The organism is Salinibacterium sp. UTAS2018, assembly GCF_004118935.1.
Classification (GTDB): domain Bacteria; phylum Actinomycetota; class Actinomycetes; order Actinomycetales; family Microbacteriaceae; genus Rhodoglobus.
In genome coordinates, this window is the sequence record NZ_CP035375.1 from 437,531 (window position 1) to 456,243 (window position 18,713).

Genomic DNA, 18,713 nt, shown 5'->3' on the forward strand with positions numbered 1-18,713 from the left:
GCATTTGCACGTTCACAGCGAGTACTCAATGCTCGACGGTGCTGCTCGCGTTGGACCGCTGCTGGACGCAGCTGTCGAGCAGGGCATGCCGGCTATTGCCATCACTGACCATGGCAACATGTTCGGCGCGTACGACTTTTGGAAGCAGGCGACGGCCAAGGGCATTAAGCCGATCATCGGCACGGAGGCCTACGTAACGCCGGGTACTTCGCGCAGCGATAAGACTCGAGTGCGCTGGGGGCGTAGCGACCAGGCCCGCGATGATGTGGGCGGCAGTGGTGCCTACACGCACATGACGCTGCTCTCTCACAACAACGAGGGAATGCATAACCTTTTTCGTCTGTCTTCGCGCGCCTCCATCGAGGGCTTTTACTTCAAGCCACGTATGGACCGTGAACTGCTCAGCGAGTATTCCAAGGGAATTATCGCTACGACCGGTTGTGTCGGTGGTGAGGTGCAAACCAAGCTTCGTCTCGGTTTGTATGACGAGGCACGCCAGGCGGCAGCAGAGTTTCAAGACATCTTCGGCAAAGAAAATTTCTTTGCCGAAATCATGGATCACGGCATCGACATTGAGCGACGCACCATGCTCGACCTCATCAAGCTCGCTAAAGAGCTCGACATGCCGTTGCTGGCCACCAACGACCTGCACTACACGCACGCGCATGATGCGACAGCACACGCGGCTCTTTTGTGCGTGCAGTCCGCCTCCACCCTCGACGACCCCAACCGTTTCAAGTTCGACTCGAACGAGTTTTACCTCAAGTCGGCTGCAGAGATGCGATCTCTCTTTCGTGAGCATCCCGAGGCGTGCGATAACACGCTGCTGATCGCGGAACGCAGCGAGATCAGTTTCGAAGGTCGCGACCTCATGCCGCGTTTCCCGGTTCCCGAAGGGGAGACCGAAGCAACCTGGTTCGAAAAAGAAGTTGCGCGCGGTATGAACAAGCGCTTCAACAACGCACCATCCGAAGCGCATTTGGCGCAGGCGAAGTATGAAGTCGATGTCATTCAGCAGATGGGCTTCCCCGGCTACTTCCTCGTCGTTGCCGACTTCATCGAGTGGGCTAAGTCGCAGGGTATTCGTGTCGGCCCCGGTCGCGGTTCTGCCGCCGGCTCAATGGCGTCGTACGCTGTGGGCATTACTGAGCTAGACCCGCTACATCACGGCTTGATCTTCGAGCGCTTCCTCAACCCTGAACGTGTGTCGATGCCTGACGTCGACGTCGACTTCGACGATCGCAGACGTGGCGAAGTAATTCGCTATGTCACCGATAAGTACGGCGACGATCGAGTAGCTCAGATCGTGACGTACGGAACGATTAAGGCCAAGCAGGCTCTCAAAGACTCCGCGCGAGTGCTGGGCATGCCCTACTCGGTAGGCGAAAAGCTCACCAAGGCTATGCCTCCCGCCATCATGGGTAAAGACATTTCACTCGGCGACGTACGCAACAAGGACGCCGCGCGTTACAAAGAGGCCGCCGACATCCGGGGGATCGTCGACACTGATCACGAGGCGGCGAAAGTCTTCGAGACCGCCGTCGGCCTTGAGGGCCTTAAGCGTCAGTGGGGAGTTCACGCCGCTGGTGTTGTTCTTTCGGCTGAGCCGCTACTGGATGTACTTCCCATCATGCGCCGTGAAGACGATGGCGCCATCATTACCCAGTTCGACCAGCCACCGCTGGAGAGCCTCGGCCTGATCAAGATGGACTTCTTGGGTCTTCGAAACCTCACGGTTATTGAAGATGCGCTCAAGATGATTGAGGCCAACACTGGATCGCCGTTGATCATTGAAGATCTCGATCTCGACGCGGACCAAAAAACGTACGATCTGCTCGCGCGCGGAGACACTCTTGGAGTGTTCCAGCTCGATGGTGGGCCGATGCGTGCTCTTCTCAAGCAGCTGAAGCCCACTAACTTCGAAGATATCTCCGCGGTGATTGCCCTGTACCGTCCGGGCCCCATGGGAATGAACTCGCACACGAAGTATGCGCTTCGCAAGAACGGTCTTGAGAGCATTGACGCTATTCATGCCGAGCTCGAAGAGCCCCTGCGCGAGATTCTTGGTACGACCTTTGGTCTTATCGTGTACCAAGAGCAAGTCATGTCGGTTGCTCAGAAAGTTGCTGGCTTCAGCCTGGGGCAGGCTGATGTTCTTCGCCGCGCCATGGGTAAGAAGAAGAAGGAAGAGCTCGACAAGCAGTTCCTGGGCTTCGAAACGGGCATGCAGACCAACGGGTACAGCAAAGAAGCCGTCAAGGTGCTCTGGGAAACGCTCATGCCGTTCGCGGACTACGCCTTCAACAAGGCTCACAGCGCAGGTTACGGCGTACTGAGCTACTGGACTGCATACCTCAAAGCAAACTACCCAGCCGAGTACATGGCTGCGCTCCTGACGAGCGTCGGTGATTCCAAAGACAAGCTCGGAATGTACTTGAGTGAGTGCCGGCGCATGGGTATCAAGGTGCTGGCGCCGGATGTCAATGAATCGACCGTGAACTTCACTGCTGTCGCCGGCGACATCCGCTTCGGCCTCGGTGCAGTGCGTAACGTCGGCGCTGCCGTCGTCGAGCAAATCGTGCGGGCGCGCACCGAGAAGAGCCGTTTCGAGTCTTTCCACGATTTCCTGCGCAAAGTATCGATTCAGGTCGCCAATAAGCGCACCGTTGAATCGCTGATCAAATCCGGCGCGTTTGACTCCTTGGGAGCAACGCGTCGCGGGCTGCTAGAGATTCACGAGGGCGCGTGTGATTCTGCGGTGAGCCTCAAGCGCAACGAGGCCAACGGTCAAGTTGACCTCTTTGGCGGAATCTTCGATTTTGACGAGGATGACGACGGCGTTCCCGATCGTCCCGAATGGTCGAAACGCGACAAGCTCGCCTTCGAGCGCGAGATGTTGGGGCTGTATGTCTCCGATCATCCGCTCTCAGGTCTCGAGCTTCAGCTTGCGAAGCATCAAGACTTCACGATCACCGAAGTCTTAGCGGGGGATGCTGTTGCCGACGGCGAGCACGTGTCTATCGCGGGACTGGTAACAAGCGTGCAACACCGCGTTGCCCGCAATAGCGGAAACCAGTACGGCATCGTCACGGTAGAAGACTTTGCAGGCGAGATCGACGTCATGTTCCTGGGAAAGACCTATCAAGAGTTCGCTCCGGGGTTAGTGAACGACTCAATCGTCGTGGTGCGCGGTCGCGCCAGTGCTCGCGACGACGGCATGAACCTTCACGCGGTGAGTATGTTCTCGCCGGATCTCGGGCCCAGCTTGGGCTCGGGGCCAATCGTGTTGACGGTGAAAGAGCAGCGGGCGACCACTGACGTCGTTTCGGGCCTTGGAGAGGTTCTCATCCGGCATGCTGGCGATGTCGAAGTACGTCTGCGCCTCGTGCGCGGCGATGTTGCTCGCGTGTTCGAACTGCCCTACCGAGTCAAGGTTTCCGCTGACCTCTATGGCGAAGTCAAGTCGCTGCTGGGGCCCGGGTCGCTCGGCTAAACGCTGGGCGAGTTACTCTCGAGAGCGAGAGGGCGCATGTAGGTGCGCTCGTGGTACAGCAGCGCTTCATCTTCGGCGCCGAGGATGCCGTGTTCGATTTCGACGACAACCACCGCGTTGTTGTGCACCGGATGTACGTCGATGATGCGCCCGATCATGACGGCCGTAGCGCCCTCCAGCAGTGGGAGACCGTTCTCGCTTGCCCGCCAGTGGTCGCCTACAAACCGAAGATCATGATCAGCGGCCATGGTTTCAGCGAGATGTCTGCTGTGGGGGCCCAACATGTGGATGGCGATATGGTTACCCACTGTGATCGCCGGCCACGAGCTTGAGGCCTGAGCCATGTTGAACGTAGCCAGCGGCGGCACAGCGGCGAGCGACGCGAGAGAAGTCGCCGTAAATCCCACCGGACGCCCGTCTGGCGCCACCGATGTGATGGCAGCGACTCCCGCCGCATGGCGCCTAAAAGCGGCTTTGAAGGCGTCGATTCCGTTTGCTAGGTCTGAATTATTCATAGGTTCACCTCAACCCTAATTGCCTCAGGCGAATTCCAAGCGAGAACGAAGTAGCATAGTCAAGCCATGTCGTTGAATACTATTGATCTCCGGTCCGCCGCTCTCAGCCGTGCGGAACTTTCTCGCGTCATCCCGCGTGCCCAGATGGACGTGTCGGTGGCCTCCGCCGCTGCGATTCAGCTCATCAACGATGTGCGAGAACACGGCGAGCAAGCGCTGCTCGATCAGGCGGAGCGCCTCGACGGCGTTCTTCCGGAGCGCGTTCGAATCCACGCCGATGAGATCACCCGGGCGACCCGCGCCCTTGAGCCGGCCGTTCGCGAGGCGCTCGAGCTCGCCATTGACCGCGTTCGCACGGCGAGCAAGGCCCAAATTCCATCGCCCATGATGACGCAACTGGGCGACGGCGCTGAAATCGTTCAGCGCTGGCAGCCTGTCAACCGCGTGGGGCTCTATGTGCCCGGTGGCAAAGCCGTGTATCCCTCCAGCGTGATCATGAATGTGGTTCCCGCCCAGGTCGCCGGCGTTTCGTCAGTCGCGTTGGCATCGCCACCGCAGCGCGGCTTCGGGGGAGCAGTGCACCCCACAATCTTGGGTGCGGCCGGTCTCCTCGGAGTCGATGAGGTCTATGCCATGGGGGGAGCCGGCGCCATTGGGGCATTCGCCTATGGCGTTCAAGAACTCGGCCTCGACCCCGTTGACATGATTACGGGCCCGGGAAACGTCTACGTCGCTGCAGCTAAGCGGGCCGTGCGTGGCATCGTTGGTATCGACTCTGAAGCAGGCCCGACCGAGATCTTGATCATCGCTGATGGGGCGGCCGATCCGCGGCTTGTTGCGGCGGATCTGCTCAGTCAAGCCGAGCACGATGAACTCGCCGCAGCTGTACTTGTCACCGATTCAGAAGAGCTAGCGGATGCGGTGCGAATCCACCTTGCCGAGCAACTAGCAGTTACGCCGCACTCTCAGCGCGCTGCCGTCGCACTCGACGGTCAGCAGTCAGCAATTGTGTTGGTCAATGACATGGCGGCGGCTGCTGCCTTGAGTAACGCGTACGGCCCCGAGCACCTCGAGATCCAAACGGAAGAGTCAGGCGCGGTGCTCGACATGATCGACAACGCCGGAGCGATATTCCTCGGCGATCAATCTCCCGTTAGCCTGGGCGACTACCTCGCCGGCTCGAATCACGTGCTCCCGACCGGTGGTCAGTCACGATTCTCCTCGGGCCTCGGTGCCTACACTTTCCTCCGGCCGCAGCAGGTGATTCGTTACAGCCACGAGGCGTTGCGTGAGCTTGAGCCTCACATCGTGGCACTGAGCGCGGCTGAAGATCTTCCCGCTCACGGCTCGGCTGTGAGTAAGCGATTCAGCGACCGCTAACCGGGTACTCTTAACACACTATGTATTGCCCTTTTTGCAGGCATCCTGACAGCAGGGTTGTCGACTCACGAACCAGTGACGATGGCCTTTCGATTCGTCGTCGTCGGCAGTGCCCCGAGTGTGGGCGCCGCTTCTCCACGACCGAGACCGCATCGTTGAATGTGATCAAGCGCAACGGCGTCGTGGAGTCGTTCAGTCGCGAGAAGATAGTCAGCGGCGTGCGTAAAGCCTGCCAGGGGCGTCCGGTTACCGATACTGATCTAGCCGTTCTCGCGCAGAAGGTTGAAGAATCGATTCGAGCGACGGGTACTGCCCAGATCGACGCGAACGAGATTGGTCTCGCGATTCTTTCACCGTTGCGCGATCTCGATGAGGTCGCGTACCTGCGTTTCGCCAGTGTCTATCAAGCCTTCGACTCGCTCGACGACTTTGACGCCGCGATCAGTCAACTTCGTTTGGATCACGGCACCGGCGCTTAGTTGCCTCGGTGACGTGACGATTCTCCCCACCTTCTACCGCTGAGAGCACCGTTAGCTATGTACGACTTTTTCTTCCGCACTGTTCTCAAACGACTCGATCCAGAATTCGCGCACTCTCTTGCGTTTTCCGTTATTCGTGCGTTGCCCGCTATTGGGGTTGGGAAGCTGCTGCAGCGCCCGGTCGATCCTTCGTTGCGCGTAGAAACTTTGGGGCTCACGTTCGATTCGCCGTTCGGGGTCGCCGCTGGCTTCGACAAGTCCGGCGTGGGTATCCAAGGCCTTGGCCAGCTGGGTTTCAGCCACGTCGAGGTCGGTACGATCACGGCGCTTCCGCAGCCCGGCAACCCCAAGCCTCGGCTCTTTCGTCTCGTAGCAGACCGTGGCGTCATTAACCGCATGGGCTTTAACAATGCGGGTGCAATTCGCGCCGCTGGCGTGATCGAACGTGCTCGTCGTCGTCCTGGGCGTCCAGTGATCGGCGTCAACATCGGTAAATCGCGTGTCGTCACGGTCGACGATGCTGTAGCCGATTACCTAACGAGCACTCGAGCGTTGGCGCCCCTCGCTGACTATCTCGTGGTGAACGTCAGCTCGCCCAACACCCCGGGTCTGCGGGGTTTGCAAGAGATCGACAAGCTCAAGCCGTTGCTGACCGCGGTGAAGTCTGCAGCGGGAGATACTCCGGTGTTGGTAAAGATCGCACCTGACGTCACGGATGACGAAGCTCGAGCAATTGCGCACCTTGCGGCAGTTGAACTTGACGGAATTATCGCGACGAACACGACGCTTTCGCGGGAGGGTCTTTCGACGCCCGCCGCGACGGTTGAAGCAGTGGGAGCCGGAGGAGTATCGGGAAAGCCGGTCGCCGCACGTTCTCTTGAACTACTGCGAATCATTCGCACGGTTGTGCCTGCGGAGTTCTGTGTGATCTCCGTTGGCGGCGTCGAAACCGCTGAAGACGTTGCGGAGCGACTCCGGGAGGGAGCCACGCTCGTTCAGGGCTACACCGGGTTCATCTACCGCGGCCCATTCTGGGCGCGATCGATCAATACGAAGCTCGCAAACCTCATGCGTTCACACTCCGCCTAACGGCGCAGCGCTTAAACTGCGCCGTTCAGGCGCTCTGTCTGAGTTGTCGCAGTCGACTGGTCGCTTCGCGCCGCATCACAGCGTTCGAATGCGGCTTAGGCGGGGAATTGCCCGCGCTTAACCTGCGGCTTGGGCAGGCGCATGATGCGCAGTTGAAGCGAGCGCATGGCCGCGTACCAACGCACGCGCTCGGCGCGCGATTCGCCATACTTTTCGTTGATCTTCTTGCGCAGTCGAAGACCGAGCAGTACCGCGTCGAGAGTCGCAACGATGAAGAAGCCCCAGAGCGCCATGAGACCGATGACCTGCACTTCGGGCTGAGGGAAGAACGTCATGATGATGACGGCGAACATCATCGGCACGAGAAGCTCACCAACGTTGAAGCGCGCATCTACATAATCGCGCACGAAACGTTTCTGCGGACCCCGATCGCGAATCGGAAGGTACTTCTCTTCACCGTTCGCCATACCGATGCGAGCTCGTTCACGCTCAGCCTGCATCTGAGTGCGAGCCGTGCGACGCGCTTCTTTGCGGTCGTTAGAAACGAGCGGGCGCAGGTTCGCAGCCTCGCGCTCCTTACGAGTGGGGGTGGGACGCCCTTTGCCGGCGGACACGATGTCGTGCTCGCCAGAGTTCTCGGGAGTGGGGGTGTTTTCGGTCGAAGATGCTTTTGCCACGGGGTTCCTTGCGTTGGTGTCGCTCTAAGATTACTCGTATGACTCATACGCCGCAGCCGACGTCAGCGTCGACGACTCCCGATCCTCTGCTCGTTCCCCTCACCGAAGCCGTCGAGGCCGCGTTGCCGGCGACCATCGCAGAGTTGAGCGCACTCGTTCGCATCCCCTCAGTTTCCTGGGATGGTTTCGATGCAGACCAGGTCAAGCGCAGCGCGGAAGCAGCTCAGGCTCTCATAGCGGGGATCGGTGTGTTTGACACAGTGGAGCTTGCTCGAGCGCCGATCGAGGGCGATGTTCTCGGGCATCCTGCGCTGTTAGCCACACGCAAAGCCAAGAACGGCAAACCCACTATTTTGCTCTACGCGCACCACGACGTGCAGCCTCCCGGCCACGACGCTGATTGGGACTCGCCGCCCTTTGAGCCTACGGTGCGCGGTGATCGGCTGTACGGCCGTGGTTCAGCAGACGATAAAGCGGGAATCATGGCTCACGTCGCAGCGATCCGTGCTTTCGTAGAAACGGTGGGACCCGATTTTGACCTCGGCCTTGTGGCATTCTTCGAAGGTGAAGAAGAGTTTGGTTCGCGGTCGTTCGCGAACTTCATCACCGAGAATCGCGAGAAACTCGCGGCCGACGTGATCGTGGTTGCCGACTCAGATAACTGGGACATCAATACCCCGTCCCTGACGGTCGGATTGCGCGGCAACGTGACGTTCAAGCTCAGGATCTCCACGCTGGCGCATGCGTCGCACTCCGGCATGTTCGGGGGAGCGGTTCCGGATGCAATGCTCGCCGCAATCAAGCTGCTCGCGACTTTGCACGGAGAAGACGGCGCTGTCGCGGTCGACGGTCTCAGCAGTCGTGAGTCGCCGACTCCGGAATACAGCGAAGACAAGCTTCGTCATGAAGCTGGATTGCTCGACGGAGTTTCCTCGATCGGCGATGGCACGGTGTTGAGTCGACTCTGGGACAAGCCGGCAGTGACGATCACGGGCATTGATGCTCCCACAGTCGTTAACGCGTCCAACACGTTGACACCGAGTGTGACCGTCAAGCTGAGCGCTCGAATTGCGCCGGGCCAAGATCCTGAAGACGCTTTTGTGGCGCTGCGCGATCATCTCGAGGCCAACGCGCCCTTTGGCGCCCACCTTGAGATCTCCGATGTCGACAAGGGCAGCCCGTTCTTGGTCGACACGAGCGGCTGGGCCGTTGAGGTCGTCAAGACTGCCATGCATGAGGCCTGGGGAAACGAGCCTCTCGAAACAGGGATAGGCGGCTCGATCCCCTTTATTTCCGACCTTGTTGAAGTATTTCCGGAGGCACAGATTCTCGTCACCGGAGTCGAAGACCCCGAGTCGCGGGCGCACAGCCCGAATGAATCTTTGCACCTCGGCGTATTCAAGCGCGCCATCCTCACGGAAGCGTTGCTGCTCGCAAAGTTGGAACGACGGGCGTAGAATCAGTTCATGACTGATTCCGCTGTTGAAATTGACACCCACGGTGTTGCACTGACGGAGGCTGCCTCGAACAAAGTTCGTAGCCTCATGTCGCAAGAGGGCCGCGATGACCTTCGTCTGCGTTTGGCTGTTCAGCCGGGCGGATGCTCAGGGCTCATCTATCAGCTCTACTTCGACGAGCGGTTCCTCGACGGAGACGTTAGCCGTGACTTCGGCGAGGGCGTTGAGGTCGTAGTCGACAAAATGAGTGTTCCGTACCTTGACGGTGCGAGCATCGATTTCGAGGACACGATTGAGAAGCAGGGTTTCACTATTGATAACCCGAACGCTGAAGGTAGCTGCGCCTGCGGCGACAGTTTCCACTAATTTCATAGCAATTTTGTGAGAAGGTGCGCCGATTTGGTGCACCTTTTCGCTTGTGTGGGGCGAGGCGGTAATCATTACCCCCTCTCGCTGCATATACACTGGAAAGGTATTAGTCCGTGTTCTTCGAGAGGTCACAGGTGCGCTCTAACCGCCGAATTCGATGGGCAGCGATCCCACTAGCTCTAGTTACGATGCTGGTGCTGACCGGCTGTACTCAAGAGCAGTTGCAGGGCTGGCTCCCGGGAGATCCCGAAACCACCAACCACACAAGTCGCATCATTGGCTTGTGGGTCACGTCTTGGATTGTGTTGCTCATTGTGGGTGTCATTACCTGGGGCCTCATCATCTGGGCTGCCGTCGTTTACCGACGTCGCCGTGGACAGACCGGCCTCCCGGTTCAGCTTCGGTACAACATGCCGATTGAAGTTTTCTACACGATCGTGCCCCTCATTTTGGTCATCGGATTCTTTGCGTTCACCGCGCGTGACCAGGCTGCCATCGAGCAGGTCGACGCAAACCCCGACGTCACCATCGAGGTCATCGGCAAGCGTTGGGCGTGGGACTTCAACTACGTTGACGACAACGTCTACAGTGCAGGCGTTCAAGCAGACTTCAATCCCGACGGCACTGTTGACGTCGACGACCTTCCTCAACTGGTTCTTCCCGTTGACAAGAAGGTCGAGATCAAGATTGAGTCTCGCGACGTCATCCACTCTTTCTGGGTGGTGGACTTCTTGTACAAGAAGGACATGATCCCCGGCAAGAGCAACTACATGTACTTCATTCCCACTAAGGAAGGCACGTACCAGGGCAAGTGCGCTGAGCTCTGTGGTGAGTACCACTCGCTCATGCTCTTCACGGTCAAGGTCGTGTCTCAGGCCGAGTACGACGAGTACATCGAGAGCCAGCGCGACGCCGGCTTCGAGGGTCAAATCGGAATTGAATACAACGTCAACCAGAACTTGCCCGGCAACGGCAGCAGCGACGAGGAATAGGGCTCATGAGCGTCGAACGTAAGGGCAACGTCATGGTGAACTGGATCACCTCGACGGACCACAAAACTATTGGGTACATGTACCTGATCACGTCATTCTTCTACTTCCTTCTCGGCGGTGTAATGGCGCTGGTCATCCGTGCTCAGCTCTTTGAGCCGGGTCTTTCAATCGTCGCAACTGGTGAGCAGTACAACCAGTTGTTCACGATGCACGGCACGATCATGCTGCTGATGTTCGCTACGCCGCTGTTTGCTGGCTTCGCGAACGTTCTGATGCCGCTTCAGATCGGTGCTCCCGACGTCGCGTTCCCGCGTCTCAACGCTTTCGCCTACTGGCTCTACAGCTTCGGATCGCTGATCGCGGTCGCCGGATTCCTCACCCCTCAGGGCGCGGCATCATTCGGCTGGTTCGCGTACGCACCGCTGTCGAGCACCACGTTCTCACCCGGTATCGGTGGAAACCTCTGGGTCTTCGGTCTCGCGATGAGTGGTTTCGGAACCATTCTTGGTGCAGTGAACTTCATCACCACGATCATCACGATGCGTGCTCCGGGTATGACCATGTTCCGCATGCCGATCTTCACGTGGAATACCCTTGTGACCTCGCTGCTGATTCTCATGGCTTTCCCCGTTCTTGCGGCAGCGATGTTCGGCCTTGGCATGGACCGTGTATTCGACGGTCATATCTATGACCCAGCGAACGGCGGTGTTCTGCTCTGGCAGCATCTCTTCTGGTTCTTCGGCCACCCCGAGGTATACATCATCGCGCTTCCGTTCTTCGGAATCGTCTCTGAAGTATTCCCGGTCTTCAGCCGCAAGCCGATCTTCGGTTACAGCACCCTCATCTACGCGACGATCTCGATTGCTGCACTGTCAGTAACGGTGTGGGCTCACCACATGTACGTCACCGGTTCTGTTCTGCTTCCATTCTTCTCTCTGATGACGATGCTCATCGCGGTGCCAACGGGCGTGAAGATCTTCAACTGGATCGGTACGATGTGGCGCGGCTCGATCACGTTCGAAACCCCCATGCTGTGGGCTATCGGATTCCTCGTCACCTTCACCTTCGGTGGCCTCACGGGTGTTATTCTCGCCAGCCCGCCGCTCAACTTCCACGTATCGGACACCTACTTCGTTGTCGCTCACTTCCACTACGTGGTCTTCGGAACCGTCGTATTTGCAATGTTCAGCGGGTTCTACTTCTGGTGGCCCAAGTGGACCGGCAAGATGCTCAACGAGAGCTTGGGAAAGATCCACTTCTGGTTGCTGTTCATTGGCTTCCACATGACCTTCCTCATCCAGCACTGGGCCGGTGTCGTCGCTCTTCCGCGTCGGTACCGCACCTACCTGGAAGAGGATGGCGTGACGTGGATGAACCAGGTCTCAACGATCGGCGCATTCGTGCTGGCAATTTCGATGATTCCGTTCCTCTACAACGTCTACGTCACGGCCCGCAAGGCGCCCAAGGTAACTGTCAATGACCCGTGGGGCTACGGTCGCTCGCTCGAGTGGGCCACAAGTTGCCCGCCGCCGCGGCACAACTTCACGTCGATCCCTCGGATCCGTTCGGAATCCCCGGCTTTCGACCTGAATCACCCCGAAGCGGGTATTCCCGTAGGCATCGGTCCAGGCAAGGATGCGCCCGACGCTCCGGTCTACGACCTTGCAGATGAAAAGGTGAAGTAACCAATGAATGCGAACGTCAAGCTCTACTGGATTCTCACGGTCTTCTTCCTCTTCCTCTCGGCGCTCTACACCGTCTGGTCTCTCCTCGATGCTGCTCACCAGCGCATTGAGTGGGTAGGTACGATCACCCTGCTATTGAGCGGTATGCTCTGGGCACTGATCGCGTTCTATCTCGATAAGGTTCACAAGGCACAGGGTGCTGAGTTGGCCGAAGACCGTATGGACGCCAACATCGAAGACGGTGACGCGGAGCAGGGGCACTTTAGCCCCTGGAGCTGGTGGCCCATTATTCTGGCCGGTGCCGCTTCGCTCATTTTTCTTGGTGTAGCTATTGGTCCTTGGATCGCATTCATCGGCGCAGGAATTCTCGTCGTTAGCCTCGTAGGGTGGACGTATGAGTATTACCGCGGATACTTCGCTCACTAACGCGACGCAGATTCGGGCGGCGACCGCTCTCGACGCGTCTTCAGTATTTGAGCTTCTCAAACAGCTCGGCACTGAGTACGCGCCCGATCGGGAAGCCTTCGATTCCGCTTTCGCGCACGCCGTAGACGACGGGGCCACCACGCTTATGTTGGTGGCCGCCCAGTCGGACGGCGCAGTCGTGGGCTATGCCTTCGCGACAATCGCACATCTTCTTCATACCAACGGATGCTCCGCTCAATTGCAAGAGCTGGTAGTCGATAGCAGTGTGCACAATTCTGGAATCGGTACCCGCCTGGTAGAAGCCGTGGAGGCAGTGTGCCTCGAGCGTGGCGTACGCCAACTCACGGTGCCCAGCCGCGGTTCCGCCAACTTCTTCGAGCGCATCGGCTACATGTCGACCGCGGACTTCCTCAAACGCGTTTTCGACTAGGCGCCCACCGCTGTTTGCCCGTGCGGTTCCGTTAGCGCGGCCGTTTAAAATTCCACGCCATTTCGTCATCGCGTGGGGCCCCAAGAACGACGTCGTGATTGTCGTGTCGGATTCTACGCTCCACCTGCGACGACAAGCACAATCAGCACTACGTTGAGCAGCACGATAAGCCCCGTGACGAGCCACGCGATCCAGGTGACGATACGTGGGTTCGCGAATTCGCCCATGATCGTACTGTTCTGCGTGTAGGCGACAAGCGGGATTAGCGCAAATGGGATGCCGAGGCTCAAGAGCACTTGACTCAGCACCAATGCGCTGGTGGGGTCGAAGCCGATCGCCAGAACTATCAGAGCCGGTATCAACGTTATGACGCGGCGGGTGAGCAGCGGGACACGAAGGTGGAGTAGACCTGCCATGATCGCGGAGCCGGCGTAACTACCCACTGATGTAGAGGCGAGTCCGGAGGCGAGAAGGCCAATGCCGAAGATGATGCCCACCGCCGGGCCGAGTGCCGCCACAATCGCAGCGTGGGCCCCCTGGATGCTATTCGTGCCGGCCACTCCACGGAGGCTAGCGGCGGCAAGGAGCAGCATCGCGATGTTTACTGAACCAGCGATAACGAGCGCGATCGCGACATCCCAGCGAGTTGCGCGGAGGAGTCGAGGTATTCGCGCCGGGTCGACGCTGGCTCCGTGACGGTCACGGGCCAGCCCCGAATGCAGGTAGATGGCGTGTGGCATCACGGTCGCGCCGAGCATGCTGGCGGCCAAAAGGATTGTCTCCGTGCCTTGGAATCTCGGGACCAGCCCTCCAACAAGTTCGCTCAGCGATAGCGGACTTACGAAAAGGCCGGCAACAAAACCAACGGTGATGACCGCCAGAAGTCCGATAATCACGAACTCGAACGGTCGTTGCCCCCGTCGTGACTGTACCGAGAGCAGGATGGTGGAGATCACCCCCATGATGAGCCCGCCCAGCGGGAGGGGAAGACCGAAGAGAATCTGCAAGGCGATTGCACCGCCGATTACTTCGGCGAGATCTGTCGCTGCGGCGACGAGCTCGGCCTGTGCCCAGAACATCAGGCGCCTACGCCGGGGGAGTCTCTCGCCTAAGAGCTCGGGCAGACTCTTGCCGGTTACCAGCCCCAACTTTGCGGACAGGTATTGGATCAGCACTGCCATAACATTGGCCACAACGAGCACCCATACGAGCAGATAGCCGTACTTTGCACCCGCTGTGAGGTTCGCGGCGACGTTGCCGGGGTCAACGTAGGCGATTGCAGCAACAAATGCTGGCCCCAGAAGGAAGAGTAAGCGTTTCTCTGGCGGCGAGGCCCGCATCGGTTGATTGCTCTGCGGCTGATCGGGGATCAGATCAGAACGCCCATCTCTCATGAAGCAAACCTAACCCAACTTACTCAACTCAGATGTCGCAGAGAGCAGCAGCACCGTTGTTAAAACAGTGTGGGCCTCACCGAAATAAATTCGGTGAGGCCCACACTGTTTAGAACGGGGGAGCAACCTTAGTGGTGCTCGTCCTTTGACTGCTCGATCTCCTGTTGCGACACAGGAGCGATGCGGTCTTCGAAGAACCAACGCGAAGCCGAAGCACGCAGACGTTGTCCGAAGCCGATCCGTCCCTGGTCATCCGGGCGGATCATCAACGGCTTGTAGTCCGTGTAGCTGACAAGCTTCCACCGCTCATACTCGGAGAGCTGCTCATGAACCTCGATGTACTCGCCGTGCGGCAAGCGTACGATTCGGCCCGACTCGTACCCGTGGAGGGCAATCTCGCGGTCCTTCTTCTGCAGGCCGAGGCAGACACGCTTCGTGATGAAGTACGCGATGATCGGTCCGAAGATGAGCAGAGCCTGGCAGGAGTGAATAACTCCCTCGATCGACAGCTTGAAATGCGTTGCCAAGAGGTCGGAGCTCGCGGCGGCCCAAAGGACTGCGTAGAACGTGACACCGGCAGCACCGACAGCGGTACGGGTCGGAGCGTTGCGCGGGCGGTCAGCGATGTGGTGTTCGCGCTTGTCTCCGGTGATCCACGCCTCAATGAAGGGGTAGAAGGCAACGATCGCAATGAACAGCCCCAGAATCACCAGCGGAGCGATGATGTTGAAGGACCACGTGAAGCCGAACCACTCGGTTTCCCACCCTGGTGGAACGAGTCGGAGGGCGCCGTCGGCGAATCCGATGTACCAGTCAGGTTGAGTACCCGCAGAAACCGGCGAGGGGTCGTACGGTCCGTAGACCCAGACTGGGTTGATCGAGAACGTCGATGCGATCAGCGTAATGACACCGAAGACGATGAAGAAGAATCCACCGGCCTTGGCTGCGAAGCCAGGCATAACGGGTGAGCCCACAACATTGTCGTTGGTGCGACCGGGGCCAGCGAACTGCGTGTGCTTGTTGATCACGAGCAGCAGCATGTGGATACCGATAGCAGCGATGATAATCGCTGGCAGCAACATGATGTGCAGGATGTAAAGACGGCTCACGATGTCAACGCCGGGGAACTCTCCACCGAACAACAAGTAGGAGATCCAGGTTCCGATGACCGGGATTCCCTTGACCATTCCGTCGATGATGCGCAGACCGTTACCGGAGAGCAGGTCATCGGGGAGCGAGTAGCCGGTGAAGCCTTCAGCCATCGCGAGGATGAAGAGCACGAAGCCGATGAACCAGTTGATCTCACGCGGCTTGCGGAATGCTCCCGTGAAGTACACGCGGAGCATGTGCAGGCCGATGGAAGCCACGAACAGCAGCGCTGCCCAGTGGTGAACCTGGCGCATGAGGAGTCCACCGCGGATGTCGAAGGAAATATCGAGTGTGGAGGCCATAGCCGCCGACATCTCGATTCCCTTGAGCGGTGCGTAAGGACCCTCGTAGTGGACTTCGACCATCGATGCTTCGAAGAAGAACGTCAAGAACGTTCCTGAGAGCAGGATGACGATGAAGCTGTAAAGAGCTACCTCACCGAGCATGAAGGACCAGTGGTCGGGGAAGATCTTGCGACCTACCTCTTTGACGAGCCCTGAGATGCTGGTGCGCTCGTCAATGTAGTTCGCTGCAGCTCCGGTGAAACGCTGTCCGCGTGTCTTGGGCTGTGCGTCCTGGGTGGGGGTGGTTGTCATAGCTTGCGCTCCCAGAAGCTTGGACCGATGGGTTCTTCGAAGTCACTCTTTGCGATGAGGTAACCCTCAGAGTCGACGGTGATCGGCAATTGCGGAAGTGGACGCTTTGCAGGGCCAAAGATAACGGCTGCTTCGCGGGTGATGTCGAACTGCGACTGGTGGCACGGGCACAGCAAGTGGTGTGTCTGCTGTTCGTAGAGCGCAACCGGGCATCCGACGTGGGTGCAAATTTTGGAGTAAGCGACGATTCCGTCGTAGTTCCAGTCTTCGCGTCCCTCAGAAACCTGCAGGTCTTCGGGCTTCAAACGAACGAGGAGAACAGCGGCTTTTGCTTTCTCTTCGATGCGGTGCTCGGAGTCGTTGAGCCCTTCGGGAATGACTTGGAAGGCAGAACCGATCGTAAGGTCAGATGCCTTGATCGGCGTTCCGCTCGGGTCGCGCGTCAGGCGCATACCCTTTTCCCAGAAGGTGTGCTTGAGCAGCCCCACCGGGTTCTCGGCGGGAGCCAAGTCACGGAACAGCACAATGGCGGGGAGGGGCGTAACGACGAGGGCACCGATGAGAGTGTTCCGCAGCAGCGTACGACGCCCAAAGCCGGAGTCCTTGTTGCCCAGCGTGAACACTTCAATAGCCTTGGCTCGAGTTTCTTCGCTGCCGCGTGTTCCGTGGCGCTGTTCGACAAGGTCGTGACCCTGCATGAGCGCCTTGGACCAGTGAACGGCACCAATACCGATTCCCAAAAGGCCAAGCGTGATTCCCAGACCAAGGAACAAGGTGTTGTTACGCACCGACTGCATGTTGCCCGGCTCAATCGGAAACGCGAAGTAGGCGACTACTGCGAGAACGCTTCCGACGATCGACAGGACGAAGAGCGTCGAAACGCGACGCTCTTGCTGCTTGTCGACTTTGGGGTCGAGGTCCGTGACGCGGGGGCGATGAGGAAGGAACCCCGGGTTGGGTACCTCGTCACTTGCGACGACGGCGGTGCCTGCACTGTGTGCAGGAGCGCCGTGCTGCTCGACGTCCTTACCCGCAGCCGTGCTGCCGGCGGTGTCGCCGTGGTCGTCTGCCATTCTTATCCCTTCAACCGTCCGCTGCGAAGCGGTCGCTAACTAGTTTGACTTAGCCGTGAGCCAGACCGTGATTGCCACGATCGCGCCAAGGCCGAAGATCCAGATGAACAGACCCTCAGAAACGGGGCCGAGTGATCCAAGCGTGAATCCACCCACGGAAGGAGTCTCATCGAGGTACTTGAGGTACGTGATGACGTCGGCCTTCTCTTCGGGAGTGAGGTTGGTGTCGTTGAAGACCGGCATGTTCTGCGGGCCGGTAAGCATGGCCTCGTAGACGTGCTTCGAAGTGACTCCGGAGAGGTGCGGTGCGTACTTGCCCTCGGTCAACGCTCCACCAGCACCAGCAACGTTGTGGCACATGGCGCAGTTGACGCGGAAGAGCTCGGCACCGTTGGAAACATCTGCGTCACCCGTGAGGTACACGTCAGCAGGGATTGCAGGACCCGGGCCCTTGGAAGCAACGAAAACCGCGAGGGCCTGAACCTGCTCTTCAGTGAACTGAACGGGCTTGACTTCAGCCTGCGGGCCGGTGATTGCCATCGGCATGCGACCGGTACCAACTTGGAAGTCAGTTGCTGCCGCACCCACGCCGACGAGCGTGGGGCCCTGAGTCGTTCCTTGGAGGTTCAGACCGTGACACGTTGCACAGTTTGCGGCGAAGAGCTTTCCGCCGTCTTCGACGAGAGCTTCAGCGGATGCGCTGGTCTCTGCTGTTGCACTCGAGGTGAACAGCGCATACGCGCCGCCCGTACCCAAGAGCCCGACGAGCAAGAGGGCTACAGTCGCAAGGGGATGGCGTCGCCCAGCAGATTGAGATCCGCCTGACGCGCGAGCTGCCTTTAAGGCCATTACGTCTATTCCGTTTCTTATTTGAGCACATAGATGATGAGGAAGAGGCCGATCCACACTACGTCGACAAAGTGCCAGTAGTAGGAGACGACGATTGCAGTCGTTGCCTCTTTGTGTCCGAACTTCTTGACGGCGAATCCGCGGCCGAGCACGAGAAGGAAGGCGATGAGGCCACCCGCGACGTGGAGTCCGTGGAACCCGGTGGTGATGTAGAAGGCCGAGCCGTAGGAATCGCTCGAGAGGCTGACGTGCTCGGAGACGAGTGTTGCGTACTCCCAGACCTGGCCGGTGACGAAGACGGCGCCCATGGCGTACGTCATGAAGAACCACTCGGTCATGCCCCACTTGCGCATGTCGAATAGCGAGCCGGTGCGGCTCACTTGCATGCGCTCAGCGGCGAAAACACCGAACTGGCAGGTCACCGACGAGAGCACGAGGATGATCGTGATGGTCGTCGCGAATGGCACATTGAGCTTTTCGGTCTGTTCCGCCCACAAACCGGGGGACGTCGACTTCAACGTGAAGTAAATAGCGAAGAGGCCGGCGAAGAACATCACCTCGCTACCAAGCCAAACGATGGTACCGACCGCAACAGTGTTCGGTCGCTGGACAGACTGGGCTCCAAGAGAGCGGTTGAGGGCAGCTGTGGTCACGTATCTA

At 58.9% G+C, this 18,713-nt stretch carries 17 protein-coding genes; 10 read left to right on the top strand and 7 right to left on the bottom strand.

Annotation, left to right across the window (positions count from 1 at the left end; translation table 11 throughout):
• The first annotated feature begins 28 nt into the window (after positions 1-28).
• Positions 29-3,493, top strand: coding sequence for a DNA polymerase III subunit alpha (gene dnaE, locus ESZ53_RS02080; RefSeq protein WP_246837417.1), 3,465 nt, complete (start codon positions 29-31; stop codon positions 3,491-3,493).
• Here dnaE and ESZ53_RS02085 read toward each other — a convergent pair.
• Complete coding sequence (locus ESZ53_RS02085; protein ID WP_129071319.1) at positions 3,490-4,008, bottom strand: flavin reductase family protein; 519 nt, start codon at positions 4,006-4,008, stop codon at positions 3,490-3,492. The genes dnaE and ESZ53_RS02085 overlap by 4 nt on opposite strands.
• A 66-nt stretch (positions 4,009-4,074) precedes the next feature.
• Between ESZ53_RS02085 and hisD the strand changes: the two genes are divergently transcribed.
• The 3 genes from hisD to ESZ53_RS02100 are packed head-to-tail and all read left to right on the top strand — an operon-like array spanning position 4,075 to position 6,956.
• On the top strand, positions 4,075-5,388 hold the full coding sequence (hisD, locus tag ESZ53_RS02090; RefSeq protein ID WP_129071320.1) for a histidinol dehydrogenase: 1,314 nt from the start codon (positions 4,075-4,077) through the stop codon (positions 5,386-5,388).
• Positions 5,389-5,408: 20 nt separating this feature from the next.
• On the top strand, positions 5,409-5,867 hold the full coding sequence (nrdR, locus tag ESZ53_RS02095) for a transcriptional regulator NrdR (RefSeq protein ID WP_129071321.1): 459 nt from the start codon (positions 5,409-5,411) through the stop codon (positions 5,865-5,867).
• A 57-nt stretch (positions 5,868-5,924) separates the two neighbouring features.
• Positions 5,925-6,956 (top strand): quinone-dependent dihydroorotate dehydrogenase, encoded by a 1,032-nt coding sequence (locus tag ESZ53_RS02100; RefSeq protein WP_129071322.1) that lies wholly within the window; start codon positions 5,925-5,927, stop codon positions 6,954-6,956.
• 95 nt (positions 6,957-7,051) lie between these two features.
• Here the strand turns inward: ESZ53_RS02100 and ESZ53_RS02105 are convergent, their stop codons facing one another.
• Entirely contained in the window at positions 7,052-7,633 is a 582-nt protein-coding gene (locus ESZ53_RS02105; protein WP_129071323.1) for a DUF3043 domain-containing protein, read from the bottom strand.
• Between the two features lie 38 nt (positions 7,634-7,671).
• Between ESZ53_RS02105 and ESZ53_RS02110 the strand changes: the two genes are divergently transcribed.
• The 6 genes from ESZ53_RS02110 (at position 7,672) to ESZ53_RS02135 (ending at position 12,992) form a co-directional block, all read left to right on the top strand.
• The gene (locus ESZ53_RS02110) at positions 7,672-9,090 is read left to right on the top strand and encodes a dipeptidase (RefSeq protein WP_129071324.1); all 1,419 of its coding nucleotides are present in this window, start codon (positions 7,672-7,674) and stop codon (positions 9,088-9,090) included.
• A gap of 9 nt (positions 9,091-9,099) precedes the next feature.
• Positions 9,100-9,456 carry an iron-sulfur cluster assembly accessory protein gene (locus ESZ53_RS02115; RefSeq protein WP_129071325.1) on the top strand — a complete coding sequence of 119 codons (357 nt, stop codon included), beginning with the start codon at positions 9,100-9,102 and terminating at the stop codon, positions 9,454-9,456.
• Between the two features lie 137 nt (positions 9,457-9,593).
• The gene (gene coxB / locus ESZ53_RS02120; protein WP_210403827.1) at positions 9,594-10,451 is read left to right on the top strand and encodes a cytochrome c oxidase subunit II; all 858 of its coding nucleotides are present in this window, start codon (positions 9,594-9,596) and stop codon (positions 10,449-10,451) included.
• A gap of 5 nt (positions 10,452-10,456) precedes the next feature.
• On the top strand, positions 10,457-12,136 hold the full coding sequence (ctaD, locus tag ESZ53_RS02125; protein WP_129071327.1) for a cytochrome c oxidase subunit I: 1,680 nt from the start codon (positions 10,457-10,459) through the stop codon (positions 12,134-12,136).
• A 3-nt stretch (positions 12,137-12,139) separates the two neighbouring features.
• On the top strand, positions 12,140-12,562 hold the full coding sequence (locus tag ESZ53_RS02130) for a cytochrome c oxidase subunit 4 (RefSeq protein WP_129071328.1): 423 nt from the start codon (positions 12,140-12,142) through the stop codon (positions 12,560-12,562).
• Positions 12,531-12,992 carry a GNAT family N-acetyltransferase gene (locus tag ESZ53_RS02135; RefSeq protein WP_129071329.1) on the top strand — a complete coding sequence of 154 codons (462 nt, stop codon included), beginning with the start codon at positions 12,531-12,533 and terminating at the stop codon, positions 12,990-12,992. The genes ESZ53_RS02130 and ESZ53_RS02135 overlap by 32 nt, the downstream gene beginning before the upstream one ends.
• 113 nt (positions 12,993-13,105) lie before the next feature.
• Here ESZ53_RS02135 and ESZ53_RS02140 read toward each other — a convergent pair whose 3' ends face one another.
• The 5 genes from ESZ53_RS02140 to ESZ53_RS02160 form a co-directional block, all read right to left on the bottom strand.
• Positions 13,106-14,332, bottom strand: a complete 1,227-nt coding sequence (locus tag ESZ53_RS02140) for an Nramp family divalent metal transporter (RefSeq protein ID WP_129073459.1) — start codon at positions 14,330-14,332, stop codon at positions 13,106-13,108.
• A gap of 182 nt (positions 14,333-14,514) precedes the next feature.
• Positions 14,515-16,131 (bottom strand): ubiquinol-cytochrome c reductase cytochrome b subunit, encoded by a 1,617-nt coding sequence (locus ESZ53_RS02145; RefSeq protein WP_129071330.1) that lies wholly within the window; start codon positions 16,129-16,131, stop codon positions 14,515-14,517.
• Positions 16,128-17,204, bottom strand: a complete 1,077-nt coding sequence (locus ESZ53_RS02150) for a ubiquinol-cytochrome c reductase iron-sulfur subunit (RefSeq protein ID WP_129071331.1) — start codon at positions 17,202-17,204, stop codon at positions 16,128-16,130. The genes ESZ53_RS02145 and ESZ53_RS02150 overlap by 4 nt, the downstream gene beginning before the upstream one ends.
• Positions 17,205-17,243: 39 nt before the next feature.
• On the bottom strand, positions 17,244-18,053 hold the full coding sequence (locus ESZ53_RS02155) for a c-type cytochrome (protein WP_129071332.1): 810 nt from the start codon (positions 18,051-18,053) through the stop codon (positions 17,244-17,246).
• A gap of 17 nt (positions 18,054-18,070) precedes the next feature.
• The gene (locus ESZ53_RS02160) at positions 18,071-18,706 is read right to left on the bottom strand and encodes a heme-copper oxidase subunit III (protein ID WP_100389062.1); all 636 of its coding nucleotides are present in this window, start codon (positions 18,704-18,706) and stop codon (positions 18,071-18,073) included.
• Positions 18,707-18,713 lie beyond the last annotated feature (7 nt).